A 26,676-nucleotide genomic window follows, 5' to 3' on the forward strand; every position below is an offset into this window, starting at 1 on the left:
TATCACCTCCGCCAGCTGCGAACGGCAGGCCCCCTGCGTCAGGACCAACCGCGCCCCCGTATCTGCCAGCATCCACGCCACCCGCTCTGCCGGATATTCCGGCGACAGCGGCACATACGCCCCGCCCGCCTTCAATATCGCCAGAATACCCGTCACCATCTCCAGACCCCGCTCAACATACAACCCTATCAGCGTGTCCGCCACCAACTCACCGCCGGTCTCCTCTGCATACCGGTGCCTCAGCGCATGCGCCAGCCGGTTCGACCGCGCATTCAACTCCCGGTAACTCAGCGCCGCTTCCCGGTAAATTAACGCCACCCGCTCCGGCGTCCGTGCCACTTGTGCCTCAAATTGTTCTTGCAAACTCTGCATTAAAAAATCTTTACAATTATCTTCACAAAAAGAAATATCAAACTGTCGAGTCATTTCCTCTAAAGGCATAAATGAAATTTTATCTACTGGCTTATTCAAATCCAAAATGATGTCTTCAAGAATACATCTGAATACTGATGCCATACTTTCTATCATCGATACATTGAAAATATCGATATTAAATTCCCAACTTATCTCAATGTTTTTTTCATTGGGGAAAAGAATTAAACTTAAATCGAACCTAGTATTATTAGTCGCAAAATCTCTATAACTCGTTTCTAAATCTGATAACTTAATCTTTCCCTTATCATGATTATGAAAAATGAACATAATCTGAAATACCGGGTTATAACTCAGTGACCTTACCGGATTCAATTTCTCTACTAGTAAATCAAACGGATAATCCTGATACATATAGGCATTAAGTGCCATTGCCTTTGTCTGTTCCAGCAGTTCACTGAAACGGGGATTTCCAGACAGATCGGTCCTTAATACCAACGTGTTGACAAAAAGACCTACCAGATTTTCCAACTCCGCCCGCGCCCTTCCCGCAACCGGCGTCCCCATCACAATATCCGTTTCATTGCTATAGCGGGAAAGCAAGACAGCAAAGGCCGTCTGCAATGTCATAAACAGAGTGACTCCTTGTGCCTGGCTTAAACAGTTCAGCTTCGCTGTCAGCTCCTCGTTCAGCGTCTGACGGTGAACTGCGCCACGGAATCTCTGTTCTACTGATCGAGGATGATCCAACGGCAGACTGTGCACCGCCGGTAACCCTTTTAACTGCTCCAACCAATACCATTCAGCTTCTTTTAGACTACCATTCTGAAGCTGTTCCCGCTGCCAATGAGAATAGTCTCTATACTGTAGTATTAACGGTATCAGAGGATACGGTGTTCCCTTCAGACCCGCTTCATAAAGCAAGTTCAATTCATGACTGATAATCCCCAATGACCACCCATCCGCCGCAATGTGATGTACCATCAGCAACAACAGGTGCTCTTGCTCTGAACGCCGCAACAATGTGGCACGCAGCATCAGATCCACAGAAAGATCAAATGTTTTCCTTGCTTCTGTTACCAGAATATTTTCTACTTTTGCCTCATCCAACCCAGCAATATCGATTACCGGCACCTCAAATTGCGGAGGAACTAACACTACCTGTAATATCTCCCCATCTATTTCCTGATAGACTGTACGCAGGCTTTCATGGCGTTCAACAATTTTCTTCAAAGCTTCACAGAGAATAACGGTCTGGAGTTTACCAGTAATAGAAAAACATAAGTGAATATTATAGTTAATGTTTTTTGTTTCCATTTTGTCTAGAAACCACAACCTACGTTGCGAAAAAGAAACTAAATTATTGTTGCATTTTTGAGTTATTATTTTTCTTTTTTCCGAATTACGTTGTTTAATTTTCTGCAGAAGTTGCCTACCTTTTTCTTGACTTAAATTATTTATCTTATCCATAAATTCACCTATAAAGTTTCTATATGAACCTGTTATATTCATATTAAAAATAAAAAACGAATAAGTTTTTTAATAAATGAGTAATTAGACGACAACACTCTAAATCAAAAAATATAAAAACTAATGCAATTCCAATAACATATTAAGTATTTAATGTTAAAATTATAACTCTAACCCACTTATCATATCGGTAGAATTTTATTCTTACTAATAACCCTACTCTAAATAGCGTTTCATAATTCCGCTACACACAAAATCCCTCAACTCATTGTTATATATGGAATTATTAGTGGTATAAAATGTAGCACTATTTTATAATCTTATTTATATCGAGCTAAAGTTACATTTGTAAAATATTTCACTATATAAAACCATAAACATTCAAAGTTAATATGGATATCCATAAAAAACCCAGAAACACTCATAGAGCAGAATTCATAAAAAACACACTAATATTAAAAGCTACCGCACGAAATTAAATTAATTTCGGAACAAAAATATTCATCAATACTTAAAGGGAAACTATTACATATAACTATATATTTTAGTATAAATCAAACAAAAATAGACTAACTTAACCAACAATTCAAGAGAGTAATTTAGAAACAATTAATTATCAAAACCATACAATTCAAAAGTTACAAAAAAAAATTATATGATTAAGATAAACAACACCAAAGAAACTAATTATTATAAACTAATACTATAACAATTATATTCATTAACTAAACCAATATATGATTTACTCATTTGATGTTTTTCATGATTTTAAATAGAAAACACTGATGATTAATGTCGCTCTTTACTTACCTACATAATAGAATATTGAAATTATAAGAGTGATATGTTTTGCATTGTGATTATTATGTTTGTTCACACTGATGACGAGTTACCAGCAAAAGCAAGCTTTTTTGACAAAAAGATATTAACTGAGAAAAGTTACCACGAAAGAAATACCAAACCAGACTCACATATATATTCAGGGTATCATCTGGCGTTCTCAATCCTTCGTTATTGCAACACAAATAGTTTATAACATCTATGAGACATGAATGAAAATAGTGATGTTCAAATTCGTTACTAAAATAAAAAATTAGCCCAAATACCCCACTCATGCCCCAAACAGCAAATACAAAAGGTTGATAACGATAGACATCAATAGCTTAATATATCTACACCTGCATATTCATAATCTCCTGATAAGAAGCCACACATTTATTTCTTACCTGGACGCCCATTTGCAAAGCGATACTGGATTTCTGCATCTCCACCATCACATCATTCAATTCAACACCGGGTACACCTAGGGTAAAATCCTGAGTTTGCTTTGTGGCATTCAAACGTGTTTGATTGATTTTACCCACCGCCGCCATTAATTGACTGGCAAATCCGCTCTGCAACGGTATTGGTTTTGCGATACTGGCTGCCTGTAATACCTGAGCTTGCATCTGTTGCAGCACGCCTTCAATTGCCTGAATTGACATAAAAACCTCGTGTTAAACCGCCCTATAACCTACGCAATTCAATGCCATATTAACCCAAAGCTTATACCCTTCATCCTTCAAATTGCTGCTTTCACTTACCCCAGTCACATAGTTCTCTATGCTCCTGGGGATGCGTTCACTTGCCGCCGCGCTGCAAATTGAAATCTATTGGGTATATACGGCATATTTTTAGACTGCCACCCTAACATAGCCCTCTCGATCTAAAGCGGGTAATTAAAGTAAAAAGTCAGGGCTTATTGTGCCATTAAAAGATGAGTGAACAGCGAATAATGACAAAACTGAAAATAGGAAGAATTTTTTCGCTTGCGTATGGGGAGTCTGTTTTGTTACGCCACGCTTTTAGTATTCATGTTGAACAGCAAGGCAAGGATCGTCTATGAGTGCCGCAACAACCGACGTTGAAAATCAAACTAAAGGTTTCAGTGCTATCATTAACCAGATAAAAGCTGATCCTAAAGTGCCATTATTAGTTGCCGGCAGCGCAGCCGTTGCGATTGTCATTGCCCTTTTCCTGTGGTTACGCAGCCCCGATTATCGGGTGCTTTACAGTAATCTGAGCGATAAAGATGGTGGCGATATTGTCACCCAATTAACCCAATTAAATATCCCTTACCGTTTTGCCGAAAACGGCGCTGCGATCATGATCCCTGCTGAACAGGTGCATGAGACACGGCTAAGATTGGCACAACAAGGGTTGCCCAAAGGTGGGGCTGCGGGATTCGAACTACTCGATAAAGAAAAGTTTGGCATCAGCCAATTTAGTGAGCAAGTTAACTACCAAAGGGCATTGGAAGGTGAACTGTCACGCACCATTGAATCGTTGGGGCCGGTGCAAAATGCCCGTGTTCACCTGGCACTCCCCAAACCCTCGCTGTTTGTCCGTGAACAGAAATCGCCCTCAGCTTCCGTTACTGTCGGATTACTGCAAGGCCGTACTCTGGATGAAGGCCAGATAAACGCTATCGTCCATATGGTTTCCAGCAGTGTCGCTGGCTTACCACCGGGCAATGTCACCATCGTTGATCAGACCGGACGTCTATTGACCCAAGCCGATGCGACCGGACGCGATCTCAATACCAGTCAACTGAAATACATTCAGGAAGTGGAAAATCGTTTCCAGCATCGTATCGAAGCGATTCTAACCCCGGTTGTCGGTCGTGGTAACGTTCACGCACAAGTGACGGCACAGGTGGATTTTTCACGCCGTGAAGAGACGGCGGAAGAATATAAGCCTAACCAACCCCCTAATCAGGCGGCGGTTCGCTCAAAACAGTTGAGTGAAAGCGAGCAGAGCGGCGGCTCTCAGGTTGGCGGTATTCCCGGTGCGCTTTCCAATCAGCCGAGCCCTCCGCCGAGTGCGCCGATTGATAAACCAAACACCAAAGAGAACAATAAAAACGACAAGAGCGATAAGAAAGCATCATCCGCCGGTAACAATAATGAGCGCATGGTGAACAATAATCGCAATAACCGCCGTGACGAAACCACGAACTATGAAGTGGACCGGACTATTCGCCATGTGCAACAGCAAGCCGGCGGTGTTGAACGCTTATCCGTCGCCGTTGTCGTCAATTATGTCACGGTAGAAGGCAAAAATGGCCCGGAAACTCAGGCGCTAACCCCTGAGCAATTGGCAAAAATAGAAGCGCTGACCAGAGAAGCGATGGGCTTTTCTAAAGAGCGTGGCGACAGCTTGAATGTGGTTAACACGCCATTTACTGAAAGCAAAGAAAATATCGAGGTTATTCCTGTCTGGCAGAACCCGGTTCTGTTGGAAAAAGCCTTCGATTTTGGCCGCTACCTGCTATTAATTCTGGTGGCATGGCTGTTGTGGCGCAAAATGGTGGTTCCTCAACTTGCTAAAAAACGCGCCGCGGAAAAAGCCGCCCTCGAAGCACAGAAAGTTCAGAAGAGACAAGTGACTGAATCTAGTGCGGAAATGGATGAAAAAACGCGCCAGAAACTGACACGTCAACGAGTCAGTGCTGAAATTCAAAGCCAACGCATTCGCGAACTGGCAGAAAAAGATCCTCGCGTAGTGGCGCTGGTGATCCGTCAATGGATGAGTAACGAACAATGAGCCTGAACGGAACAGAAAAAAGCGCCGTCATGTTAATGACCCTGGGAGAAGATCAGGCGGCCGAGGTGTTTAAACACCTGAACTCCAGGGAAGTCCAGCAACTCAGTATCACAATGGCAGGCATGCGCCAAATCTCTAACCAGCAACTGGTGGATGTATTGGCAGAATTTGAAGAAGATGCCGGCCAGTATGCGGCCCTGAGTATCAACGCCAGTGACTATTTGCGTTCGGTGTTAATTAAAGCGCTGGGTGAAGAACGCGCTTCCAGTCTGCTTGAGGATATTCTCGAATCCCGTGAAACCACTACCGGTATTGAGACTCTCAACTTTATGGAGCCTCAAATGGCAGCCGATATGATCCGTGAAGAGCATCCACAGATTATCGCCACCATTCTGGTTCACTTAAATCGCGGGCAGGCAGCCGATATTCTGGCGCTGTTTGATGACAAATTGCGTAACGACATCATGCTACGTATTGCCACTTTCGGTGGCGTACAACCGGCGGCACTGGCTGAACTGACAGAAGTGCTCAATAACCTGCTGGACGGCCAGAATCTCAAGCGCAGCAAAATGGGCGGCATTCGTACCGCGGCTGAAATTATCAACCTGATGAAAAGTCAGCAAGAAGAGAATGTTATCGAAGCCATGCGTGCCTACGATAATGAGCTGGCACAAAAAATCATCGATGAAATGTTCCTGTTCGAAAATCTTATCGATGTGGATGACCGCAGTATCCAGCGTCTGTTGCAGGAAATCACCACTGACTCCCTGCTCATTGCACTGAAAGGCTGCAACCAGCAACTGCGCGATCATTTCCTCAACAATATGTCTCAGCGTGCCGCAGAGATTATGCGAGATGACCTGGCAAACCGTGGTCCGGTACGTATGTCGCAAGTGGAAAACGAACAGAAAGCGATTCTGCTTATTGTTCGTCGTCTGGCAGAAAGCGGCGAGATTATCCTGAATGGTGGCGACGATAGCTATGTCTGATAAGTTAAACCATGCTGACTGGCAACCCTGGAAACCAAACGAACTGACGCAGTGGGAAAAACTACGAGCCAAACCAGAGCCCGTTGATGACTCGCAAGAAGACTCGGAGCGTAACGAAATCCTTGAACAGGCGGCAATGCTGGATGACCTGAAAGAACAGGCTCGACAAGCAGGCCATGAACAGGGATTTAGCGAAGGTCAAGCGCAAGGTTATGAACAAGGTTACCAAGCTGGATTAGAAGCCGGTTTGGAACAGGGGAGAAAAGATGCTATTCAGCAACAGCAACCTATCACCGAGCAGTGGCAAAATCTGCTAGCGGATTTCCAACATTCACTGGAAGGGCTTGACACGATCATTGCATCCCGCTTGATGCAACTAGCATTGACCGCCGCAAAACAGATCTTAGGTCAGCCCGCGATCTGTGATGGCACTGCCCTGCTCAATCAGATCCGTGAATTTATTCAACAGGAACCGATGTTGAGCGGTAAACCCCAATTGCGGGTTCACCCACAAGATATGCCAATGGTTGAACAACAGTTAGGCAATACGCTCTCGCTACACGGTTGGCGCTTACTGGCAGATAACAAGCTACATCCTGGCGGTTGTAAAATCAGCGCAGAGGAAGGCGATTTAGATGCCAGTCTGGCAACCCGCTGGCATGAGTTATGTCGGCTGGCCGCGCCGGGGGAATTGTAATGACAGCAAGACTTGGGCGCTGGCTGGCGACACTGGATGCTTTTGAGAAGAAATTAGCAAAAACCTCGCCAGTTCGTCGTTATGGACGTCTGACCAGAGCGACCGGACTGGTGATGGAAGCGACAGGTTTACATCTACCTCTGGGGGCAACCTGTCTGATCGAGCGCCAAAATGGCAACAATATTGAAGAAGTTGAAAGTGAAGTTGTCGGTTTTAATGGCGAAAAACTTCTCCTCATGCCACTTGAAGATCTGGAAGGCATTGTACCCGGTGCCCGGGTATACGCCCGTCCGTATAGTGAAGATTGTGGCAGTGGACGCCAGTTACCACTTGGCCCGGAACTGTTAGGACGAGTTTTAGATGGTGCCGGTCGTCCACTGGATGGTTTTCCTTCGCCAGATACCGGCTATCGCGCCCCTCTCACCACACCGCCAATCAATCCTCTGCAACGTACGCCAATCAGTGATGTACTGGATGTCGGTGTACGCGCGATTAATGCCCTACTGACCGTAGGCCGTGGGCAACGTATGGGGTTGTTTGCCGGTTCCGGGGTAGGTAAAAGTGTCCTGCTTGGCATGATGGCGCGTTATACACAGGCTGATGTGATTGTCGTTGGCTTGATCGGTGAACGTGGCCGAGAAGTTAAAGACTTTATTGAAAACATCCTTGGTGCTGCTGGCTTAGCTCGTTCAGTGGTTGTCGCCGCACCCGCCGATATCTCACCGCTGTTGCGCATGCAAGGTGCCTCCTACGCCACCCGTATCGCTGAAGATTTTCGTGATCGGGGTAAACATGTATTGCTGATTATGGATTCATTGACCCGTTACAGTATGGCGCAACGTGAAATTGCCCTGGCAATTGGCGAACCTCCGGCAACCAAAGGTTATCCGCCTTCGGTTTTCGCCAAACTGCCGGCACTTGTGGAACGTGCAGGCAATGGAGTGAATGGTGGCGGCTCAATTACCGCGTTCTACACCGTACTCACCGAAGGTGATGACCAACAAGACCCGATAGCCGATGCTGCCCGAGCAATTCTGGATGGTCACATCATCCTCTCCCGTTCGCTGGCAGAATCAGGGCATTACCCGGCCATTGATATTGAAGCCTCTATCAGCCGCGCGATGACCTCACTCATTGATAAGCAACACTATCGGCGGGTACAGCAGTTCAAACAACTACTCGCAAGCTATCAGCGTAACCGTGATTTGATTAACGTCGGTGCTTATGCGGCAGGCAGTGATCCGCTACTGGACAAAGCCATTGAGCTTTATCCCTACATGGCGCAATTTCTACAACAAGATATTGAAGAACGTAGTGAATATGAAGCGGCCTGTATTCAATTACAGCAGTTGTTACCTACGTAACGTAACGATTTTTTGGGTGTTGCCATTAAAGCGAGGAATAAGATGCAGCAACAATCACCTCTCATGACCTTGCGTGACCTTGCACAAAATGCAGTGGAAAAAGCCGCTACTCACCTGGCACAGGTTCGTCAGAACCATCAGCAAATGGAGCAACAACTCACAACGTTGATGGGCTATCAGGATGAATACCGGGAACGCCTGAATGACACACTGAGTAATGGTATGCCATGTACCACTTGGCAAAATTATCAGCAATTCATGAAAACGCTGGAAAAAGCGATTGAACAGCACAAATTGCAGCTCAATCAATGGCAGCAGCGACTTGATACGGCTTTATCACAGTGGCGGGAAAAACAACAGCGCCTCAATGCTTTCGATACTTTGCAACAACGGGCAGATAACAACCGAAGATTACATCAGAACAGAACGGAGCAGAAACAGATGGATGAGTATGCCCAACGTAGCGCACAACGGAGAAATAAATAATGAATCTCACTCTTTTGCCTGCCGACCTGAAACCGACAGAAAACCAGCCAACCCGTAGTGATTCACTCGCTGATGTCGATCAGCTTTCAACTTTTGCGCAGTTTCTTAATCTGGAAACCGAACTGGCACAAAAAAGCGTGGCCAAATCAGAAAAAGTGTCATCCAAAGAAGAAGAGATTGATGATACAGACAACGGTTTGTCGCCACTGTTATCTATTTCCAACGAACTATCTATTTCAAATGAACTCTCTATCGCAAATGAATTATCTATCCCACATGAAATACCAACGGAGTCTATTACCTCCTCGCAGATTCCCCTTGATGTAACAGCCGATGCAAACAAACAATCGGTTTCTATTGATGAGAAACTTATGTCAGCAGAAGAGCTGGCGGCAAGTTTACCTATACAATTATCCGGGTTAGCTATCAAATCAGAAAACCCGAAAAGTGGCCTCCAACCTGACGGACTCATCAAACATAATGATAAGAACCGTCAAATTAGCGCTAAAGAATTAGTCGCTACAGGATTATCGACGGAGGAAAGTCCTCTGACAGCGGTTTCAGAACAGCTAAAACAGGAAGCAGAAAAAGCAGAAATGCTTTTTAAAGCCAAACCTGAAAACGGACTGGTGCAACATTCACCAGTAAAACCTAAGCTTGCCTCAGCAACTATTCAACACGGCATTCAACCTGAAAGTGCAACGCAAAATCATCCGCGTGAATCCGCACTGATTCAGACCACCACTCAAGCTGAGATCCAGCACGCACCGACCGCCACTGAAAATCAACAAATCGCCGCTGTAACAACCTCTCCCCTGCTCTCCGCAGGGCACAATCAAACAGCCCAGTTTCAGTTATCTAGTGCCTCTACCCCCTTACTGAATGCCCAATTGGGTAGTGAAGAGTGGCAACAACAACTAAACCAGCAAATTATTTTATTCAACCGCAACGGCCTGCAACAGGCAGAGTTGCGCCTGCATCCACAAGAGCTAGGTGCCTTGCAAATCCGGATGTCCGTTGAAGATAATCAAGCGCAATTGCATCTTGCATCGGCTCACAGCCATGTCCGGGCAGCACTGGAAGCCGCATTACCTGGACTTCGCCACGCACTGGCAGAAAGTGGTATTCAACTGACCCAAAGCAGTGTCGGCAGTGACAACGCCAGTCCGTGGCAACAAGAACAACGCTCTGATTCACAACATTCAGGCGGAACCGCAAGTCGTCATGCTGATACCACCTCAGAAAACCATTCCGCCACTGAATCCACAGTACGTTTAACCCCTCATCAACTGGCATCGGTTCGGGGAGGTGTGGATATTTTCGCCTGATAATGAACGAATCCCCAGCAGCATAAATAACTATGTTACTGGGTAACCGGGTGACAGAGGTAAGTGAAAGCAGCCGACAAAACAGCAACTTGAAAGATAACGGGTATAAACCAGATTCACAACAAACGAACGAGTTAGTAGTTTTTTCCCCGTTTGTTCCAGCTATTGCCTACGGAAATACGCGGGATAATGATCATCGATATTGATGGATAAGTCAGTCCACCACGGAACGCGAGGGCACTTATCCGCAACAAAAACAGGAACTTGTCTGTCCATGTCTGACTATAGTTACGAACATAAACGCAAAAATCCATTTGGGATGATACTGTTAGTACTGATTGCCGTTATCGGTGCCGCCATTGGGGGATACAGTTGGTGGGCGCTTAAACAGGCAAAAGAGAGTGATTCTACAGCATCTAAAGCCATAGAAGTCCCTGTCTTTATGACTCTGGAGCCTTTTACCGTCAACCTGATCGACAATGAAGATCACTTTGACCGAGTGCTCTACATTGGCGTGACTTTACGTTTAGCCGATGAAAAAACTCGCCAGCGCTTTCACGAGTATCTGCCGGAAGTTCGTAGCCGTATGTTGTTACTACTATCACGCCAGAAATCGGCCGAGCTGGCTCATGACAGCGGTAAATTGCGTCTGATGGACGACATCAAGCAAACACTACTCCCAACCTTGGTGCCCGGTGAACCGGATCAGGTCATCACCGATGTGCTGTTTACCACGTTTATTCTGCGATAATCACCATGAGTGACAATATTCTTTCACAGGCAGAGATTGATGCTCTGCTCAATGGCGACAGTGCCAGTGACGACGCAGAAAATACCGCGTCTAGGGAAAATGAAGTTCGCCCTTACGATCCCAATACCCAACGCCGTGTTATTCGGGAACGTCTGCAAGCACTGGAAATTATTAATGAACGCTTTGCCCGTCAATTCAGGATGGGGTTGTTTAACATGCTGCGCCGTAGTCCTGACATTACCGTCGGCGCAATAAAAACTCAGCCTTATCATGAATTCGCCCGTAACCTGGCGGTACCGACCAACCTTAATCTGGTTCATCTGAAACCGTTGAGAGGAACAGCGCTGTTTGCATTCGCACCAAGCCTGGTTTACATCGCGGTAGATAACCTGTTTGGCGGGGATGGTCGTTTCCCGACTAAAGTAGAAGGCCGTGAATTCACCCATACTGAGCAACGCGTGATTAACCGGATGTTACGTATGGCGCTGGATTCCTATCGTGACGCCTGGAGTGCCATTTTCAAAATTGAAGTGGAATACATCCGCTCTGAAATGCAGGTGAAATTCACCAACATTACGACATCACCGAACGATATTGTGGTGACAACGCCGTTTCAAGTAGAAATTGGTGCGTTGAGTGGTGAATTTAACATCTGTATTCCGTTTGCCATGATCGAACCCCTACGGGAACGTCTAACCAATCCACCGCTGGACAATGTGCGGCAAGAAGACAGCCTGTGGCGGGAAAGTCTGGTAAAACAGGTTCAGCATTCAGAGCTGGAACTGGTCGCTAACTTCGTTGATATCCCGCTGAGGCTGTCAAAAATCCTGCAACTTCAGCCGGGCGATATCTTGCCTATTGATAAACCCGAACGCCTGATCGTTCACGTTGATGGTGTGCCGGTGCTCACCAGTCAGTACGGAACATTAAACGGGCAATATGCCCTGCGTGTCGAACATCTTATTAACCCTGTTTTAAATGCTCTGGATGAGGAACAGCCCAATGAGTGATGCTAAGCAACCCACAGATACCGCTGCAACCGGATCTGCCGAAGATATGTGGGCAGAAGCTCTGGAACAACAGGCCGCGCAACAACAAACCTCTGACAGTAGCGCGGCGATTTTTGAATCTCTGGAGCCTCAAGATACACTGGCTCACCTGTCGGATATCGACCTGATACTGGATATTCCGGTCAAATTATCCGTAGAATTGGGCAGGACCAAAATGACCATCAAACAACTACTGAGATTATCTCAAGGTTCAGTAGTTTCCCTTGATGGCCTTGCCGGGGAGCCGTTGGATATTTTAATCAATGGATATCTGATTGCTCAGGGTGAAGTTGTGGTTGTATCCGATAAATACGGTATTCGTATCACCGATATCATCACCCCTTCTGAACGTATGCGTCGCCTGAGTCGTTAATATGGCTTTCCAGCCCTCTCTGCATAATGGCGCGGCACAACCTGCCGCGCAAACCCAAGCGGTTACTCAAGTAGCCACATCCGCGCCACTTCCCGCAGGTCAGACGCTGATGCAGGTCAGCAGCGCACTGGCGGGAGTGTTGCTATTGATTTTCACCCTCACCTGGTTAATACGCCGCATGGGGTTGTTTGCCAACAAAGGGAAAACTCAGCAACAATTAAGTATCAAAGCCAGTTGTTCTCTGGGACAGCGTGAACGTGTCGTCATTGTAGAAGTTGAAGATAACTGGCTAGTACTGGGTGTCACTGCTCAGCAAATTAATTTATTACATCAGATGCCAATACCTGAATCGAACCGTGATAACGCCGAAGGTCAAACTATAAAACCGGCACTGTTTGGTCAAATTTTAAAAAATACGCTGATGCGACAAGGCAAGGATGATGAAAAAAAGTAGTTCTCTCTTTACGACAAGGGATAAGTTTGCATTGTCATGCCGCCTGGGGATGATACTCGCTGCGCTTATTTTACCGCTGGATGCCGCGGCACAGTTGCCGGGCATCATCAGTCAACCGCTGGCAAACGGCGGACAAAGTTGGTCACTACCGGTTCAAACGTTAGTTTTCATTACCGCGCTGACTTTTATTCCCGCCGCCTTACTCATGATGACCAGTTTTACCCGCATCATTATCGTGTTGGGTTTATTGCGGAATGCTTTAGGCACCCCATCAGCGCCGCCTAATCAGGTTTTACTTGGACTGGCGCTATTTATGACGTTTTTCATTATGTCACCGGTTTTCGATAAAGTTTATCAAGATGCTTATCTGCCTTTCAGTGAAGATAAAATCAGTCTGGAAACCGCATTAGAAAATGGTGCTAAACCATTACGGCAATTTATGTTGCGTCAAACAAGGGAAAACGATTTAGCGCTATTTGCTCGTCTTGCTGATCAACCGCCATTTGAAACTGCCGATTCCGTTCCTATGCGAGTATTAATGCCGGCATTTATCACCAGCGAATTGAAAACCGCTTTTCAGATTGGTTTTACCCTGTTTATTCCATTTTTGATTATTGACCTGGTGGTCGCCAGCGTATTGATGGCATTGGGGATGATGATGGTGCCCCCCGCCACCATCTCACTGCCCTTCAAACTCATGTTATTTGTACTGGTTGACGGCTGGCAATTACTACTGGGTTCTCTGGCACAAAGTTTTTACGGTTGACCTGAAAAGAGGCAAACATTATGACTCCTGAATCAGTCATGGCATTGGGAACAGAAGCCATGAAAGTCGCGCTGGCGCTGGCTGCGCCGTTGCTATTAGCGGCTTTATTATGTGGTTTAATTGTGAGCTTGTTGCAAGCTGCAACACAGGTTAACGAAATGACACTATCATTTATTCCCAAAATTCTGGCGGTATTTGTCACTACCGTTATCGCCGGTCCCTGGATGCTAAACCTATTGCTGGACTACATGCGTGAACTCTATAGCAGCATACCGGTGATAATTGGCTAATTATGATCTCCTTTAACAGTGAAATGCTGATCCAGTTCGTCAGTGAATTTTTCTGGCCGCTGGTTCGGGTGCTTGCGCTGTTCAGTACTGCGCCATTATTCAGTGAAAAACAGGCACCTAAAAAAGTCAAAATCGGACTGGCAGTGATGGTAACACTGCTCTTGATGCCAAACCTGCAACCTGCGCAAGTGCCTATTTTCTCTGTTGCGGCATTCTGGGTGCTGCTCCAGCAAATCCTGATTGGGGCATCACTTGGCCTGACAATGCAAATTGCCTTTGCCGCAGTGCGTCATGCCGGTGAAGTGATTGGTTTACAAATGGGACTCTCATTCGCTACCTTTTTTGATCCCTCCGGCGGTCCGAACATGCCTATATTGGCACGAATCTTTAACCTCTTAACCTTACTGTTATTTCTGGCTTTTGATGGTCACCTATGGCTATTATCGGTTCTGGCGGACACATTCCAGATTATTCCGGTACAACCACTGCAACTCAGCGCTCAAGGGTTTTTATTGCTAGCACAAAGCGCCAGTATGATATTTATCAACGGCATGATGCTGGCTCTGCCATTAATTACGCTGTTATTAACACTGAATTTATCATTGGGGATTTTAAACCGGATGACGCCGCAACTTTCCATCTTTGTGGTCGGTTTTCCATTAACACTGACTACCGGTATATTGGTACTCACACTTTTAATCCCGATGTTAGCGCCATTTACCGAGCGTATGTTTAGTGAATTATTTAATCGACTGGCAATAATTATAAATGGAATGATTATTTAAAGATATTTTTTAACACAAAGTTCACCTAGAAAAAACCTTCCGTATTTTATACGATATAAATTGTACTGTTTTATGCTATAAGATCTTATCGACAAGTAAAAAAAACGCGGGTTTTAATTAACTAACAGCTTATTTTCAAAGATATTATTAACCCAGAAAAATAAAATAGACTAACGAGATAGGAGCAATAAATTAATGAATATAGAGCAAGAGTTATATCATGCCGCAGTTAACTTAATTGAAAAACGATACCCAAAGGGATGGGGTGGCGCTGCCGCAGTACGAACAGAATCGGGCAAGATCTTAACCAGCATTGCCCCTGATACCAAAAATGACGCATTATCCCTTTGTATGGAAGTTGGCGCTTATTTGGAGGCTCATAAACTGAATGAAGCGGTAACGCACTCTATATGTCTCTACCGTGAAGATGCCGGTTGTGAATATATCATTTTGTCACCCTGTGGAATATGTCGGGAACGTCTGGTTCATTGGGGAGGCTCCGTAAAAGCGGCGGTGACTAATGAGAAAAACGAGCTGTTATTTAAAACCATTCGTGAATTGCAACCTTATCATTGGTCGGCCGTTAATGGCGAAAAACTCTAATATATGTGCTTTATTTTAACTTGGTTACTTATTTTATTGCCAAGTATTAACTATTTCCAGTGGTTAATACTTGGTTATATTAAATGAAATTATTAGTTGAACCCTCCTATAACAATAATTTAATCATCAAGACACATTAACTTAAAACTTTAACAAACTATAATTAAAAGCAATCATTATCATCTTCATTTATTAACTTAACTAAGACTTATCAATATATCATTTTACTTATTAAAGATATTTTAAATAAATAATTCACAATATTATTTATGAGAATAAATAAGAGGCAATAATAAATTTTTTACAATAGGTGACACTATTCGGATTTAATTTTATCTAAATATTATATTTTACCGTCCTTCTGGTAATATTCTACCCATTTAAGTCCTACACTGTACTTACTTTGTAACACATTACGATGGAATCATTAGCTATGAGCGAAACTACTTTTACCTTTAGGGTTGATGATGCCCTGAAAAATGACTTTACAGCGGCAGCGAAATCACTCGATCGCAAAGGCGCACAGCTACTACGTGGCTTCATGCGCGATTTCGTGCGTCAGCAACAAGAAGCGAGCGTTCATGATGCTTGGCTCCGCAGGCAAATAGAAATAGGCCAAGCTTCTGCCGATGCAGGAAGTCTAGTGCCAGCCGACCAAGTTGAGGCTAAATTTTTAGCCCGCCGCAAAGCCACACTTCGCCGTTTTGAGGCCAAGTAATGCAATTATTTTGGACGCCAGAAGCCATTCAAGACCGTGAGGAAATATATACCTTATGGATTTCAAAATGCATCGCGACGGCAAGGGAAATTTAACCGGAGTAAATTCCATGCCCAAAATCAACTTTATTACTGATGAAAACGGTGCGCGGCAATCAGTAATTCTGCCTATCGCGGAGTATGAACGTCTACTAGCCCTATCTTATCGTGATGAAGATTATGTATTAGTATCATATGAAGTAGGTGAAAATGATGAAGAAACTATCCCACATGAAGTAGTTGGGATCATGGTTGAGCAACAAATTAATATCATTGCTGCTTGGCGTATTTATCGCGACTTGTCACAATCAGAAGTTGCAGAAAAACTTGAAAGATAACGGGTATAAATCTGTCCTCGATATAGTATGCTTAATACTTCTGTATTCTCATTTTTAAATGATTATGACAGGTTAAACAAAGCGGAATCTTTCCCTGGTGCTACGGTGCTACCCCAGTCAGCAGGGAGGGCATGACTTATATAGTAAATATAACCAGTATAGTAAATATAACCGGATTTTCGTGGAGAAAAAGATGACAATAACCGCTATTATTACCTCTCTCATCACGGTAGGACTTATCGGCTGGGGGATCACTATTTATAACCGCCTGGTTGCTCTGAAAGAGCAGACAAGCAATACATTTGCCAATATCGATATTATTTTAAAACAGCGCGCAGAACAGATCCCGCAGCTTGTAACCGTGCTGGAAAAGTCTATGGAACATGAACGTGATATTTTTACTCGGTTAAGTGATGCACGGCAGGGATATCTTAATGCCAATACCCTCACGGATAAAATCAAAGCCTCCAATGAAATGAACAATGCATTCCGATCTGTACTGGCCGTAGCTGAAAACTATCCGACACTGATTTCAGGTTCCCAATTTTCACAATTGCAGACATCGGTGACGGATCTAGAAAATAAAATTGCTCATCGCCGCGAAATGTTTAATGATGCGGTAACGGAGTATAATACGGCGATTTATCTATTCCCTGATCTGATTTTTGCCCGCATGTTTCATTATCAGAGGCTGCCTTTGTTAGAAATCAGTCAGGAAGAAAAAGCCTATGACGGTATCAAGTTTAAATAAATCAGATGGTAAACCTTATGATGACTATGATATTTTTTACTTTTATTTTTGTTTTTTCCTGTGTATTAATCTTCATGATCAACCTTCTTTTAAAAGAAGTCGTGGGATTTAAACGCCTTCACTGGCTTTCCGTTCTTTTAATCGGATTGATCATCACCAGCACGATTTTTTATTTCGATTATCCTTTCAAACATTTTTTCTATATATTCTTTGGTATCCTTCTTCTTATCCTTGCCATAGCGACTTTAATAAACGTCACTTCGTTTGGGAAAAATGCGGTAGAGTATTATAGACAAGCACGACAGTCCGGTAAATCTGCCAGCAAGGCAACTTGGCAGGCGATTTTAGGCTCAACGGCTATTGCCATTTTTCTGATTGCTTTTTTTGTTTCACCCAATGCCTTATTTGGCTTATTTTTCTTACTATTTATCTATAACCGTCTGAAAACAACACCGGAAAAAAAATTCCTTAAATTTCAGCAAATTTTGCCCACATCAAAAATCCGTTCAATCGCTATGGGCTTGGTAGAAGTAGAAGGAAAAATAACAGCAGGAACTCACTTTAAAAGCCCTCTGAGCAGAAAGCTATGCTATGGCTATCGTTATTATGAATATGATATCAGCGAAGATTCAGAAGGCGATAAACGTTATTCTTTGCGTCATTCGGAAGAAAAAATCCGTCAGTTCACTTTAACCGATGATTCAGGATCAGTCCGTATTGATGCAACACCAGAAACGTTGACATTTGTGAATTTTTCTTCCTATCAGAATTATGAAACCAATTCCGTTTCTTACCAAGAGTATTTGTTATTTCCAAATGAAGAGTATTTAATTATTGGTACAGCTATTGAAAAAGACGATCAAGTTGTTATTACTCAGGCTGCTCCTCACAGATTACTGGGAATTGCCTCTAAGGGATATTTGGGTGCCTGGAATGAAGTTGCGCCAATGCGCCGTAATCTTGCAATTACCGTCATTAGTGCGGCAATCCTGATTGCCTTTATTATGACCGTTCCTTATGAATATCAGTCTCATCATTTAACGGTTTTTTATCGTGAATCTCCATTACTGAAATGGCTATTTTAGAGATAACAGCAATGGGTGGATATCTTCTCGCTTTTATTATTCTGGCCGTCATCCTGATTATTGCGGTTCGTTATCTCGTAGGCGTTTTTAATAAAATCATTATGTTAAAAAAATACCGGGATAAAGCGTTTGCTAATATTGATATTTTACTGAAAAAACAGGTTGATTTAATTCCACAACTTATCACGATAACAGAACAAGCAATGGCCCATGAAAAATCGCTCTTTCTGCAACTATCAGAAGTCAGGAAAAACTACCCCAGTGCAAAAATAACCGATGAAAAGGTGAAAATAGGTAATACATTAGCACATCAGTTGTTGTCATTTCTGATACTTGCAAAAAACTACCCGGCCCTAATTAGTCAGCCATCTTTTCAATATTTGCAAGCGCAGATCACTCTGCTGGAAAATCAGATTGCAGACAGACGTGAATTCTTTAATGAAAGTGTTGCTCTTTACAATACCGGGCTCCGGCAGTTTCCCAATATCATTTTCGCCCGGATATTAAGATATAAACCTAGCCCAATGCTGAACCCCATACAAGGATAAAACCCATGTTTACCATTCCATTTGATTTATTCGGATTTGTTGATGCCATCCGTGGTAATCCGGGTATTTTAATCGTCACGGCGGTTTTCGGCCCTGTGGGTGCAATGTTATGCCTACTTCCCTTTGCTCGAATACCGGGAATTAGCCAGGTTATTCAGACACTGGTTATCAGTCTATTAACCTCTGCTTTTGTTAATTTACTCTGTGTCGTGGTCATTTATTTAATCTTTACAAACGATATTATCCGCCTGTTCTGGAGCTTGATTATTGCCCAAACGGCCTGTTTGTCTTTTTGGTTTATTAATAAAGAAGCCGTGTTTAAACTGGCTGAACAGGATGACGCCATGCGCCAGAGACATTCGAAAATAGAAAGAAAAAATAATACCAAGAAAAAGAAAAGAAAGCAGAGGAAATAAACATATATACTCTATGGATTTCAAGATACCTCTAAGGGCTACGTAACTACGTAAACATACGGAGCAAAAGAATATGGCTAGTATTCAATTTATTACAGACGAGCATGGCAAAAAACAAGCCGTTATTTTACCAATGGACGAGTACGAAAGACTGTTGGCAGCTGCGGATCATGATGAAAATTATCAAATTATTCCCTATACAACGGGACCAAATGACGATGAAACTATTCCTCATGAAGTCGTTTCTATCATGGTAGACGATGAAGTTTCACTACAAGCCGCTTGGCGCATTTATCGTGGACTATCACAAACTGAGGTAGCGGAAAAATTGGGTATAAAACAAGCTGCCGTTTCTCAGTTTGAGAAATCAGATCGCCCACGCAAAGCAACGATTGAAAAATTAGCGGATTTATATGATTGCCGAATAAGTCAACTAGTGCTCGACTGATTAAAGTTAGTAAAAAGTTACCAATACGACCAGGCTGAGATCTCACCCTGCTGTTTTCCCACCAATGAAATTGCTGCCGGTATACCACCCGCTTTATCAACCACTCAAATATCCCCTATCGATTCAATCTGGTTATAATGAAAAACCCATTTCCCGACTTTTAACACTAATTTTGTGAATATAAGGGTCCGGGGTTTTACAATCACAAACGGCGCTGCGCATATTAACTGAGAACATGTTTTTTCCTTAACCAATATTAACGCTACCACCACCAATCACAACTCCACCACAACTCACTGCGTCACCGGTTCTCGCCGCAGGTTTACCATCAACAAAAACGGTACTGGAACCACCAGCAATTATGCGTGAATGAGATGAATGTGACGCCAAGCTATCGCCCTGACGAGCTAAAGGAATACCGTCAACTTTTACACTGGTCGATCCCGAAATAACCGATGTCGCTCCACAATCATCATGCGCTGTACCAATATCACCAATCTTTACCGCATTACCCATATTTCTTCCTCCATATCTGGCAGAATTAACATAATTAGTCTTTATCTTGCGTAACCGATAATAGCTTTCTTTTTCTGTTCCCATCAAGTAAAAATATCGGGTCAAATAACCCGATATTGTTATCCATTAAATTACCTGAACAAAACGGCCATTAATTAATGAAAAGATCGGTGCGACGGTAGCCAAAACTGTTTCTCCATCTTCCTCATCAACGTAATAGTAGGATATTGGGGAATTTTCTGGATCTGATTTATTCACCAATCTGACCATTCTGCCCTGATTCATTATTTTAACGGTATAGTCATCCCAATTAATTGGCTTCATTTTGAAACCTTTTTCGTTGATATCACTGTAAGCAGATTGATCAGCAAAAATACTCTCTTCACTTTCATTAGTAGCCCAAGCCCAAGCTTTGAGCGCAACTTTTTGTTGTTCCATAAGAGTATTTATATCTTTGGCATTATAAGCCTGCCAGACCGCCATATAAGCCTGTTGCAATTGCTGACGCTGTTCAAGTGTATCCGTGTAAGGGGTTGCTTTCACCCATTCCCAATCAGGTAAGCCACTGATTCTTACACTACGGCTAAATCGGTACAAGGTCATATTAGGAGGAAATTCTTTCGGATTAAAATACTTTTTCTCTACATGCCCATCTTCTATATTTTGAGCCTGTACCACATGGCGCACTACCGGTGTGCTAATAGCAGCATATTTCGCTTCATTCGCGGGTGTTGTTGCCACAGGCTGACCATTTTTATCAATTGCCACTTCAATTGCCGTCAATACTTCACTTTTTTTACCACGCATAGCCGTCAGTTCCAGCGTACATTTGGCCTCAGGGTTAAAATGATTGCGGTCTTTATCTGATAACGCATCTGAGGAAAACCAACCCAGAGCACCAAACTCCAGACTGACTTCATTTTCACCATTTGCCATTAATAGCATAGAAGCTGTACTGGAGCTACCAAATCCTCGCCCTTCCAAGGCTGAATTACGGTTACTAAACCCGGTTACTCCATTGGTTTTAATATCACAAAAGGCATATTGGATATCGAATAAGCTACGAATATACAACCTCGGTTCATTTGCATTAGCACCTTGCATTACCATCACGCCTAAACCTGACATAGTAATCACGCCTAATAATAGCAATAACCATTTTAATTTCATTTTATCCTCACATTCCGGGTAATCCGGTGATAAGTGGAATATTATTCAACTTTAATATTAACCAAACCCACAATCCCAATGTCGTTTTACAATCACTAAATGCTATATCGATATCACCGACTTTTATTGCATTTCCCATCAAGTAAAAATATCGGGTCAAATAACCCGATATTGCTACCATTAAATCACCTGTACAAAACGACCGTTAATCAATGAAAAGATTGGTGCAATGGTAACTAGAACCGTATCACCATCTTCATCATTAACGTAATAAGATATTGGGGAACTCCCCGGGTCTGATTTATTCACCAGTCTGACCATTCTACCCTGATTCATTATCTGAACCCGGTAGTCATTCCAATTAATCGGTTTCATTTTGAAACTTTTTTCTTTGAAATCATTATGAAAATCTTTGTCAGCAAAGATATTCCCTTCACTTTCATTAGTAGCCCTAGCCCAGGCTTTGAGAGCGATTTTTTGTTGATGACGGATAGTATTCACATCTTTTACATTATAAGCCTGCCAAACAGCCATATAAGCCTGTTGCAATTGCTGGCGCTGTTCAGGTGTATCCGTATAAGGTGTTGCCTTCGTCCATTCCCATTCAGGTAACCCATTGATTTTCACATTACGACTAAACCGGTATAAGATCATATTGGGTGGAAATGTTCGAATATCAAAATAGTTTTCGTCTTTATGTCCAGCTTCTATACTGTCTGCTTGTACCACACGAAGTACAACTGGTGTACTAATAGCGGCATATTTAGGTTCATCCGCAGATACCGTTGCTACGGGTTGACCATTTTTATCCACCTCTACTTCAATAGCCGTCAGTACCTCACTCTTTTTACCGAGCATGGCTGTCAGTTCTAACTTGCACTTCGCTTCAAGATTGAAATGGCTGCGGACTTTATCTGACAAAGTATCCCGAGAAAACCAGCCTAGTGCCCCGAACTCCAGACTGATTTCATTTTCACCATTTGCCATTAATAGCATGGAAGCTGTACTGGCGGTACCAAATCCCCGACCTTCCCGGGCTGAATCTCTATTATCCATTCCCGTTACTCCATTGGTTTTAATATCACAAAAGGCATACTGAATATCGAATAAACTGCGAATATACAACCTCGGTTCATTTGCATTAGCACCTTGCATTACCATCACGCCTAAACCTGACATAGTAATCACGCCTAATAATAGCAATAACCATTTTAACCTCATTTTATCCTCACATTCCGGGTAACCCGGTGATAAGTGGAATATTATTCAACTTTAATATTAACCAAACCTACAATCCCAATGTCGTTTTACAATCACCAAATGCTATATCGATATCACCGACTTTTATTGCATTTCCCATCCTTAGGAAAAATATCGGGTCAAATAACCCGATATTGGCTATCCATTAAATTACCTGAACAAAACGGCCATTAATTAATGAGAAAATCGGCGCAACAGTCGCTAAAATCGTATCTCCATCTTCCTCATCAACGTAATAGTAAGATATTGGGGAACTTTCTGGGTCTGATTTATTCACCAACCTGACCATTCTTCCCTGATTCATTATTTTCACTCTGTAGTCATCCCAATTAATTGGCTTCATTTTGAAACTTTTTATTTTGATATTATGGTAAACAGACTGATCAGCAAAAACACTCTCTTCAGTTTCACCAGAAGCCCAAGCCCAAGCTTTGAGCGCAACTTTTTGTTGATCACGGAGTGTATTCAAATCCTTAGCGTTATAAGCCTGCCAGACCGCTACATAAGCTTGTTGTAATTGCCGACGTTGCTCTGGAGTATCGGTATAAGGGGTTGCTTTCTCCCATTCCCAATCAGGTAAGCCACTGATTTTTACATTTCGGCTAAACCGATATAAAGTCATATCAGGTGGAAATTGTCGGATATTAAAATAATCTTTATCTTCATGTCCAGCCTCTACGTTTTCTGCCTGAATCGTATGACGTACCACTGATGTACTAATAGCAGCATATTTCGCTTCATTTGCAGGTGTTATTGCTACAGGCTGACCATTTTTATCAATTGCCACTTCAATTGCCGTCAATACTTCACTTTTTTTACCACGCATAGCCGTCAGTTCCAGCGTGCATTTGGCCTCAGGGTTAAAGTGGTTGCGGGTTTCATCTGATATCTTATCCGGGGAAAACCAACCTAGTGCGCCAAATTCTAGACTGATTTCATTTTCACCGTTTGTCATAAATAACATGGAAGCCGTACTGGCAGTACCAAATCCCCGACCTCGCCGGGCTGAGTTTCGATTATCCATTCCCGTTACGCCATTGGTTTTAATATCACAAAAGGCATATTGGATATCGAATAAGCTACGAATATACAACCTCGGTTCATTTGCATTAGCACCTTGCATTACCATCACGCCTAAACCTGACATAGTAATCACGCCTAATAATAGCAATAACCATTTTAATTTCATTTTATCCTCACATTCCGGGTAATCCGGTGATAAGTGGAATATTATTCAACTTTAATATTAACCAAACCCACAATCCCAATGCCGTTTTACAATCACCAAATGCTGTATCGGTATCACCTACTTTTATTGCATTTCCCATCCAGAAAAAATATCGGGTCAAATAACCCGATATTGCTACCCATTAAATTACCTGAACAAAACGGCCATTAATTAATGAGAAAATCGGCGCAACAGTCGCTAAAACCGTATCGCCATCTTCATCAACATAATAATAGGATATTGGGGAACTTTCTGGATCTGATTTATTCACCAATCTGACCATTCTTCCTTGGTTCATTATTTTAACAGTGTAGTCGTTCCAATTAATTGGTCTCATTTTGAAACCTTTTTCGTTGATATCACTGTAAACAGATTGATCAGCGAAAATACTCTCTTCGCTTTCATTAGTAGCCCAAGCCCAAGCTTTGAGAGATGCTTTTTGTTGTACCCGTATAGTATTCACATCTTTGGCGTTATAAGCCTGCCAGACCGCCATATAAGCCTGTTGCAATTGCTGGCGCTGTTCTGGGGTATCCGTATAAAGTGTTGCCTTTATCCACTCCCATTCAGGTAAGCCACTGATTTTTACATTTCGGCTAAATCGGTATAAGGTCATATTAGGTGGAAATTTCCGGCTATTAAAGAATTTTTTATCTTTATGCCCAGCCTCTACCTTTTCTGCTTGTATCACATGACGTACCACTGGTGTACTAATAGCAGCATATTTAGCTTCATTCGCGGGTGTTGTTGCCACTGGCTGACCATTTTTATCAATTGCCACTTCAATTGCCGTCAATACTTCACTTTTTTTACCACGCATAGCCATCAGTTCCAGCGTGCATTTAGCTTCAGGGTCAAAGTGATTACGAGTTTTATCTGACATTTCACTTGGAGAAAACCAATCCAAAGCACCAAACTCCAAGCTGATTTCATTTTCACCATTAGTCATGAATAGCATAGATGCTGTACTGCCGGTACCAAATCCCCGACCTTCCCGAGCCGAATCACGGTTATCCATTCCCGTTACGCCATTGGTTTTAATATCACAAAAGGCATATTGAATATCGAATAAACTGCGGATATACAACTGCGGTTCACTTGCGTTAGCATCAGACATAGCAATCACTCCTAACCATAGTAATAACAATTTTAATTTCATTTTTTATCCTTTCATGCCTCTTTACATTCTTGGGAATCCGGTAATAAATGGGATATTATCCATCTTAGGCTTAAAGTTAGAGTCATAACCCATTTCCCATGACGCTGTTTCAGCACCTGGAACAATCTCGGGGCGAACCACAGACCGTTCTTCTCCTATCAGATTAATTCTTAACGGGGATTCTTTGGCTTTTAATGGATCGGCAATAACCCATTTCCACTTCTTTTTGATTTCAAATAAACTTTTTGTACTATCCATTTCTTTATTCTTTGTCTTTGCATCAGCAGCTACCTGAATCTCAGCAACAATCCCATTATGGTAGCCAGCCAGATCGATCCCTTTATCATGCTGATCAAGTTCAAAACCCGCCGCTGTTTTTACAGCCACACCCGCTCCTATTGCAACTTCCATTATCATAATATGGGTCTTAAAGGCGACATTCACTTTTCCTACCAGACTCAATTTCAAATCATTCTTATCACCGGCGTCAAAAGTCCACTGCTTTTGTTTATAAGCGGCACCCAATTGAAAGGACAAATTGCATGTCAAAATAATGCAACATTCCAGATCTAAATATTTTTTATCATTTGAATTCCTGCGAGCCAGCGCCTTCCTGAATTTGGCTGCCACCTTCTCTATCTTGCAATACGCCGCCCCCATTTGAATGAGATCCAATTTTGCCGTCATCCCCATAAAAGGCGCGGCGCTGAAACCTAAAAAATGGGTACGGTCATCCATCGAAGTGGTTCGGTCATAAGCATAAGCCAGTCCAATATTGATGGGGTCCACTTTGAGCTCAAGCAGTTGGTAGCTGCGGGTGCCTTTTGAATCCGGATCGGGTGCCAGGTATTCCTTGGTATAACCCAGTAGCTTTTCCACTCGATTGATAGCCTCTAAATTGGGCAGGGTTTTCCTCACCTGATTAACTTCCGCAAACTTCGCCGAGTAATCCATATCCTGAACCGTTAAAGCGTATTCGACGTTAATCGCCGTCTGTCGGGTCAGATAAAATGGGTCCGTATGGGTTGTCCACCCACTGCGCAGTTTATTGCCATTTTTAGGCTTGACATTTTCCATCGCCTGACGCGCTTTTTTCTGTTCATCACGCCGCTCCTTTACAGAACGTTCTCCGTGGGAAAAATCAAAGCTCAACCCAACCGAAACCATAAAACTGACCGACGGGTAAACCGCTATCGTCGCGTACTGTTGATTATCCAGGCAACCCTGGGTTATTAACTTATAATAACGCGGTTCACTGTACATATCTGTCGGATTAGCAAGATTAGATAAATAAAACCAGACACTTTCCAGGTCACTTTCAATCTCAGCGTCTTTTAGCTGATCTTTATAAAATAATGTCACCTCCTGTGGCGCATTAAATTCTAGCGTTTTCTCTTTCTGCCCCCCCGTTAGCACCGCATGATGTTTAGCCGTGTTATTACATTTACCTTCAATCTGTATCGTCCCTTTTTGACCTTTTCCATCATCAATCAGGCTCATCTTAATTGCCGGTTTTTCAGGCCATACCTGCGTATTCTGACCAAAAGTGACGCTGATTTTATAAATACAGGGGTCTGGGTTGTCGCATGTCATGCAAGCAACACCAGCGCGGGATGAAATAGTTTGCTCTACCATATCA

30 protein-coding genes are annotated in these 26,676 nt (G+C 43.0%); 21 read left to right on the forward strand and 9 right to left on the reverse strand.

Annotated elements, in window-relative coordinates:
• Both EAE91_RS03470 and fliE read right to left on the reverse strand, forming a co-directional pair.
• Window positions 1–1,884 (reverse strand): non-ribosomal peptide synthetase (locus tag EAE91_RS03470; RefSeq protein WP_339918460.1); only part of this gene is annotated, 1,884 nt, incomplete at its 3' end.
• Between the two features lie 1,130 nt (window positions 1,885–3,014).
• Window positions 3,015–3,326, reverse strand: coding sequence for a flagellar hook-basal body complex protein FliE (gene fliE, locus EAE91_RS03475; RefSeq protein ID WP_214087275.1), 312 nt, complete (start codon window positions 3,324–3,326; stop codon window positions 3,015–3,017).
• Window positions 3,327–3,723: 397 nt separating this feature from the next.
• Here fliE and fliF point away from each other — a divergent pair, with 397 nt between their 5' ends.
• The 21 genes from fliF (at window position 3,724) to EAE91_RS03580 (ending at window position 19,704) form a co-directional block, all read left to right on the forward strand.
• Complete coding sequence (gene fliF / locus EAE91_RS03480; RefSeq protein ID WP_214087276.1) at window positions 3,724–5,427, forward strand: flagellar basal-body MS-ring/collar protein FliF; 1,704 nt, start codon at window positions 3,724–3,726, stop codon at window positions 5,425–5,427.
• The gene (gene fliG, locus EAE91_RS03485) at window positions 5,424–6,416 is read left to right on the forward strand and encodes a flagellar motor switch protein FliG (RefSeq protein ID WP_214087277.1); all 993 of its coding nucleotides are present in this window, start codon (window positions 5,424–5,426) and stop codon (window positions 6,414–6,416) included. The genes fliF and fliG overlap by 4 nt, the downstream gene beginning before the upstream one ends.
• On the forward strand, window positions 6,409–7,113 hold the full coding sequence (gene fliH, locus EAE91_RS03490; RefSeq protein WP_214087278.1) for a flagellar assembly protein FliH: 705 nt from the start codon (window positions 6,409–6,411) through the stop codon (window positions 7,111–7,113). Before fliG ends, fliH begins: the two co-directional genes overlap by 8 nt.
• Complete coding sequence (gene fliI, locus EAE91_RS03495) at window positions 7,113–8,477, forward strand: flagellar protein export ATPase FliI (protein ID WP_214087279.1); 1,365 nt, start codon at window positions 7,113–7,115, stop codon at window positions 8,475–8,477. Before fliH ends, fliI begins: the two co-directional genes overlap by 1 nt.
• Window positions 8,478–8,519: 42 nt before the next feature.
• Complete coding sequence (fliJ, locus tag EAE91_RS03500) at window positions 8,520–8,963, forward strand: flagellar export protein FliJ (protein WP_214087280.1); 444 nt, start codon at window positions 8,520–8,522, stop codon at window positions 8,961–8,963.
• A complete protein-coding gene (locus EAE91_RS03505; RefSeq protein ID WP_214087281.1) occupies window positions 8,963–10,291 on the forward strand; it encodes a flagellar hook-length control protein FliK in 1,329 nt (442 codons plus the stop codon). The genes fliJ and EAE91_RS03505 overlap by 1 nt, the downstream gene beginning before the upstream one ends.
• 274 nt (window positions 10,292–10,565) lie before the next feature.
• Window positions 10,566–11,042, forward strand: coding sequence for a flagellar basal body-associated protein FliL (gene fliL, locus EAE91_RS03510; RefSeq protein WP_036783291.1), 477 nt, complete (start codon window positions 10,566–10,568; stop codon window positions 11,040–11,042).
• Between the two features lie 5 nt (window positions 11,043–11,047).
• Window positions 11,048–12,052: a flagellar motor switch protein FliM gene (gene fliM, locus EAE91_RS03515; protein ID WP_214087282.1), complete on the forward strand. Its 1,005-nt coding sequence runs from the start codon at window positions 11,048–11,050 to the stop codon at window positions 12,050–12,052.
• Window positions 12,045–12,464 (forward strand): flagellar motor switch protein FliN, encoded by a 420-nt coding sequence (fliN, locus tag EAE91_RS03520; protein WP_036807499.1) that lies wholly within the window; start codon window positions 12,045–12,047, stop codon window positions 12,462–12,464. Before fliM ends, fliN begins: the two co-directional genes overlap by 8 nt.
• 1 nt (window position 12,465) lies before the next feature.
• Window positions 12,466–12,918, forward strand: coding sequence for a flagellar biosynthetic protein FliO (gene fliO, locus EAE91_RS03525; protein WP_214087283.1), 453 nt, complete (start codon window positions 12,466–12,468; stop codon window positions 12,916–12,918).
• A 49-nt stretch (window positions 12,919–12,967) separates the two neighbouring features.
• The gene (fliP, locus tag EAE91_RS03530) at window positions 12,968–13,684 is read left to right on the forward strand and encodes a flagellar type III secretion system pore protein FliP (protein WP_214053280.1); all 717 of its coding nucleotides are present in this window, start codon (window positions 12,968–12,970) and stop codon (window positions 13,682–13,684) included.
• 20 nt (window positions 13,685–13,704) lie between these two features.
• Window positions 13,705–13,974 (forward strand): flagellar biosynthesis protein FliQ, encoded by a 270-nt coding sequence (fliQ, locus tag EAE91_RS03535; RefSeq protein ID WP_049581963.1) that lies wholly within the window; start codon window positions 13,705–13,707, stop codon window positions 13,972–13,974.
• Between the two features lie 2 nt (window positions 13,975–13,976).
• Window positions 13,977–14,759: a flagellar biosynthetic protein FliR gene (gene fliR, locus EAE91_RS03540; RefSeq protein WP_214087284.1), complete on the forward strand. Its 783-nt coding sequence runs from the start codon at window positions 13,977–13,979 to the stop codon at window positions 14,757–14,759.
• 195 nt (window positions 14,760–14,954) lie between these two features.
• Window positions 14,955–15,362, forward strand: coding sequence for a cytidine deaminase (locus tag EAE91_RS03545; protein ID WP_214087285.1), 408 nt, complete (start codon window positions 14,955–14,957; stop codon window positions 15,360–15,362).
• A gap of 433 nt (window positions 15,363–15,795) precedes the next feature.
• Window positions 15,796–16,080 carry a CopG family ribbon-helix-helix protein gene (locus tag EAE91_RS03550; protein WP_214087286.1) on the forward strand — a complete coding sequence of 95 codons (285 nt, stop codon included), beginning with the start codon at window positions 15,796–15,798 and terminating at the stop codon, window positions 16,078–16,080.
• A gap of 55 nt (window positions 16,081–16,135) precedes the next feature.
• Window positions 16,136–16,456 carry a hypothetical protein gene (locus tag EAE91_RS03555; protein WP_214087287.1) on the forward strand — a complete coding sequence of 107 codons (321 nt, stop codon included), beginning with the start codon at window positions 16,136–16,138 and terminating at the stop codon, window positions 16,454–16,456.
• 193 nt (window positions 16,457–16,649) lie between these two features.
• The gene (locus tag EAE91_RS03560) at window positions 16,650–17,207 is read left to right on the forward strand and encodes a LemA family protein (RefSeq protein ID WP_214087288.1); all 558 of its coding nucleotides are present in this window, start codon (window positions 16,650–16,652) and stop codon (window positions 17,205–17,207) included.
• Window positions 17,208–17,224: 17 nt separating this feature from the next.
• Complete coding sequence (locus tag EAE91_RS03565; RefSeq protein ID WP_214087289.1) at window positions 17,225–18,292, forward strand: hypothetical protein; 1,068 nt, start codon at window positions 17,225–17,227, stop codon at window positions 18,290–18,292.
• An 11-nt stretch (window positions 18,293–18,303) separates the two neighbouring features.
• Window positions 18,304–18,840, forward strand: a complete 537-nt coding sequence (locus EAE91_RS03570) for a LemA family protein (RefSeq protein ID WP_214087290.1) — start codon at window positions 18,304–18,306, stop codon at window positions 18,838–18,840.
• 5 nt (window positions 18,841–18,845) lie between these two features.
• The gene (locus EAE91_RS03575; RefSeq protein ID WP_214087291.1) at window positions 18,846–19,256 is read left to right on the forward strand and encodes a hypothetical protein; all 411 of its coding nucleotides are present in this window, start codon (window positions 18,846–18,848) and stop codon (window positions 19,254–19,256) included.
• Between the two features lie 73 nt (window positions 19,257–19,329).
• Window positions 19,330–19,704, forward strand: coding sequence for a helix-turn-helix domain-containing protein (locus EAE91_RS03580; protein WP_214087292.1), 375 nt, complete (start codon window positions 19,330–19,332; stop codon window positions 19,702–19,704).
• A 246-nt stretch (window positions 19,705–19,950) separates the two neighbouring features.
• On the opposite strand, the gene EAE91_RS03585 is transcribed toward EAE91_RS03580, so the two are convergent.
• From EAE91_RS03585 to EAE91_RS03615, 7 genes are all read right to left on the reverse strand, one after another.
• A complete protein-coding gene (locus EAE91_RS03585) occupies window positions 19,951–20,220 on the reverse strand; it encodes a type VI secretion system PAAR protein (protein WP_036807468.1) in 270 nt (89 codons plus the stop codon).
• Window positions 20,221–20,346: 126 nt separating this feature from the next.
• Window positions 20,347–21,390, reverse strand: coding sequence for a hypothetical protein (locus tag EAE91_RS03590; protein ID WP_214087293.1), 1,044 nt, complete (start codon window positions 21,388–21,390; stop codon window positions 20,347–20,349).
• Between the two features lie 7 nt (window positions 21,391–21,397).
• Window positions 21,398–21,571: a hypothetical protein gene (locus tag EAE91_RS03595; protein ID WP_214087294.1), complete on the reverse strand. Its 174-nt coding sequence runs from the start codon at window positions 21,569–21,571 to the stop codon at window positions 21,398–21,400.
• The gene (locus EAE91_RS03600; RefSeq protein ID WP_214087295.1) at window positions 21,571–22,611 is read right to left on the reverse strand and encodes a hypothetical protein; all 1,041 of its coding nucleotides are present in this window, start codon (window positions 22,609–22,611) and stop codon (window positions 21,571–21,573) included. Before EAE91_RS03600 ends, EAE91_RS03595 begins: the two co-directional genes overlap by 1 nt.
• A 184-nt stretch (window positions 22,612–22,795) precedes the next feature.
• Window positions 22,796–23,839, reverse strand: coding sequence for a hypothetical protein (locus tag EAE91_RS03605; RefSeq protein WP_214087296.1), 1,044 nt, complete (start codon window positions 23,837–23,839; stop codon window positions 22,796–22,798).
• 181 nt (window positions 23,840–24,020) lie between these two features.
• On the reverse strand, window positions 24,021–25,037 hold the full coding sequence (locus EAE91_RS03610) for a hypothetical protein (RefSeq protein ID WP_214087297.1): 1,017 nt from the start codon (window positions 25,035–25,037) through the stop codon (window positions 24,021–24,023).
• Window positions 25,038–25,058: 21 nt separating this feature from the next.
• Window positions 25,059–26,672 (reverse strand): hypothetical protein, encoded by a 1,614-nt coding sequence (locus EAE91_RS03615; protein WP_214087298.1) that lies wholly within the window; start codon window positions 26,670–26,672, stop codon window positions 25,059–25,061.
• Window positions 26,673–26,676 lie beyond the last annotated feature (4 nt).

The organism is Photorhabdus noenieputensis, from assembly GCF_018448935.1.
Classification (GTDB): Bacteria; Pseudomonadota; Gammaproteobacteria; order Enterobacterales; family Enterobacteriaceae; genus Photorhabdus; species Photorhabdus noenieputensis.

Bases quoted from the DNA above. Each gene is read 5' to 3' on its own strand.
- EAE91_RS03600 (WP_214087295.1), bottom strand. From the start codon at position 22,611: ATGAGGTTAAAATGGTTATTGCTATTATTAGGCGTGATTACTATGTCA.
- EAE91_RS03565 (WP_214087289.1), top strand. From the start codon at position 17,225: ATGATGACTATGATATTTTTTACTTTTATTTTTGTTTTTTCCTGTGTA.
- fliH (WP_214087278.1), top strand. From the start codon at position 6,409: ATGTCTGATAAGTTAAACCATGCTGACTGGCAACCCTGGAAACCAAAC.
- EAE91_RS03605 (WP_214087296.1), bottom strand. From the start codon at position 23,839: ATGAAATTAAAATGGTTATTGCTATTATTAGGCGTGATTACTATGTCA.
- EAE91_RS03590 (WP_214087293.1), bottom strand. From the start codon at position 21,390: ATGAAATTAAAATGGTTATTGCTATTATTAGGCGTGATTACTATGTCA.
- fliM (WP_214087282.1), top strand. From the start codon at position 11,048: ATGAGTGACAATATTCTTTCACAGGCAGAGATTGATGCTCTGCTCAAT.
- fliJ (WP_214087280.1), top strand. From the start codon at position 8,520: ATGCAGCAACAATCACCTCTCATGACCTTGCGTGACCTTGCACAAAAT.
- fliF (WP_214087276.1), top strand. From the start codon at position 3,724: ATGAGTGCCGCAACAACCGACGTTGAAAATCAAACTAAAGGTTTCAGT.
- fliI (WP_214087279.1), top strand. From the start codon at position 7,113: ATGACAGCAAGACTTGGGCGCTGGCTGGCGACACTGGATGCTTTTGAG.
- fliQ (WP_049581963.1), top strand. From the start codon at position 13,705: ATGACTCCTGAATCAGTCATGGCATTGGGAACAGAAGCCATGAAAGTC.
- EAE91_RS03555 (WP_214087287.1), top strand. From the start codon at position 16,136: ATGGATTTCAAAATGCATCGCGACGGCAAGGGAAATTTAACCGGAGTA.
- fliE (WP_214087275.1), bottom strand. From the start codon at position 3,326: ATGTCAATTCAGGCAATTGAAGGCGTGCTGCAACAGATGCAAGCTCAG.
- fliR (WP_214087284.1), top strand. From the start codon at position 13,977: ATGATCTCCTTTAACAGTGAAATGCTGATCCAGTTCGTCAGTGAATTT.
- EAE91_RS03545 (WP_214087285.1), top strand. From the start codon at position 14,955: ATGAATATAGAGCAAGAGTTATATCATGCCGCAGTTAACTTAATTGAA.
- EAE91_RS03570 (WP_214087290.1), top strand. From the start codon at position 18,304: ATGGGTGGATATCTTCTCGCTTTTATTATTCTGGCCGTCATCCTGATT.
- EAE91_RS03615 (WP_214087298.1), bottom strand. From the start codon at position 26,672: ATGGTAGAGCAAACTATTTCATCCCGCGCTGGTGTTGCTTGCATGACA.
- EAE91_RS03585 (WP_036807468.1), bottom strand. From the start codon at position 20,220: ATGGGTAATGCGGTAAAGATTGGTGATATTGGTACAGCGCATGATGAT.
- fliO (WP_214087283.1), top strand. From the start codon at position 12,466: ATGGCTTTCCAGCCCTCTCTGCATAATGGCGCGGCACAACCTGCCGCG.
- fliG (WP_214087277.1), top strand. From the start codon at position 5,424: ATGAGCCTGAACGGAACAGAAAAAAGCGCCGTCATGTTAATGACCCTG.
- fliP (WP_214053280.1), top strand. From the start codon at position 12,968: ATGATACTCGCTGCGCTTATTTTACCGCTGGATGCCGCGGCACAGTTG.
- EAE91_RS03595 (WP_214087294.1), bottom strand. From the start codon at position 21,571: ATGGTAGCAATATCGGGTTATTTGACCCGATATTTTTACTTGATGGGA.
- fliL (WP_036783291.1), top strand. From the start codon at position 10,566: ATGTCTGACTATAGTTACGAACATAAACGCAAAAATCCATTTGGGATG.
- EAE91_RS03560 (WP_214087288.1), top strand. From the start codon at position 16,650: ATGACAATAACCGCTATTATTACCTCTCTCATCACGGTAGGACTTATC.
- EAE91_RS03505 (WP_214087281.1), top strand. From the start codon at position 8,963: ATGAATCTCACTCTTTTGCCTGCCGACCTGAAACCGACAGAAAACCAG.
- EAE91_RS03580 (WP_214087292.1), top strand. From the start codon at position 19,330: ATGGCTAGTATTCAATTTATTACAGACGAGCATGGCAAAAAACAAGCC.
- EAE91_RS03550 (WP_214087286.1), top strand. From the start codon at position 15,796: ATGAGCGAAACTACTTTTACCTTTAGGGTTGATGATGCCCTGAAAAAT.
- fliN (WP_036807499.1), top strand. From the start codon at position 12,045: ATGAGTGATGCTAAGCAACCCACAGATACCGCTGCAACCGGATCTGCC.
- EAE91_RS03610 (WP_214087297.1), bottom strand. From the start codon at position 25,037: ATGAAATTAAAATTGTTATTACTATGGTTAGGAGTGATTGCTATGTCT.
- EAE91_RS03575 (WP_214087291.1), top strand. From the start codon at position 18,846: ATGTTTACCATTCCATTTGATTTATTCGGATTTGTTGATGCCATCCGT.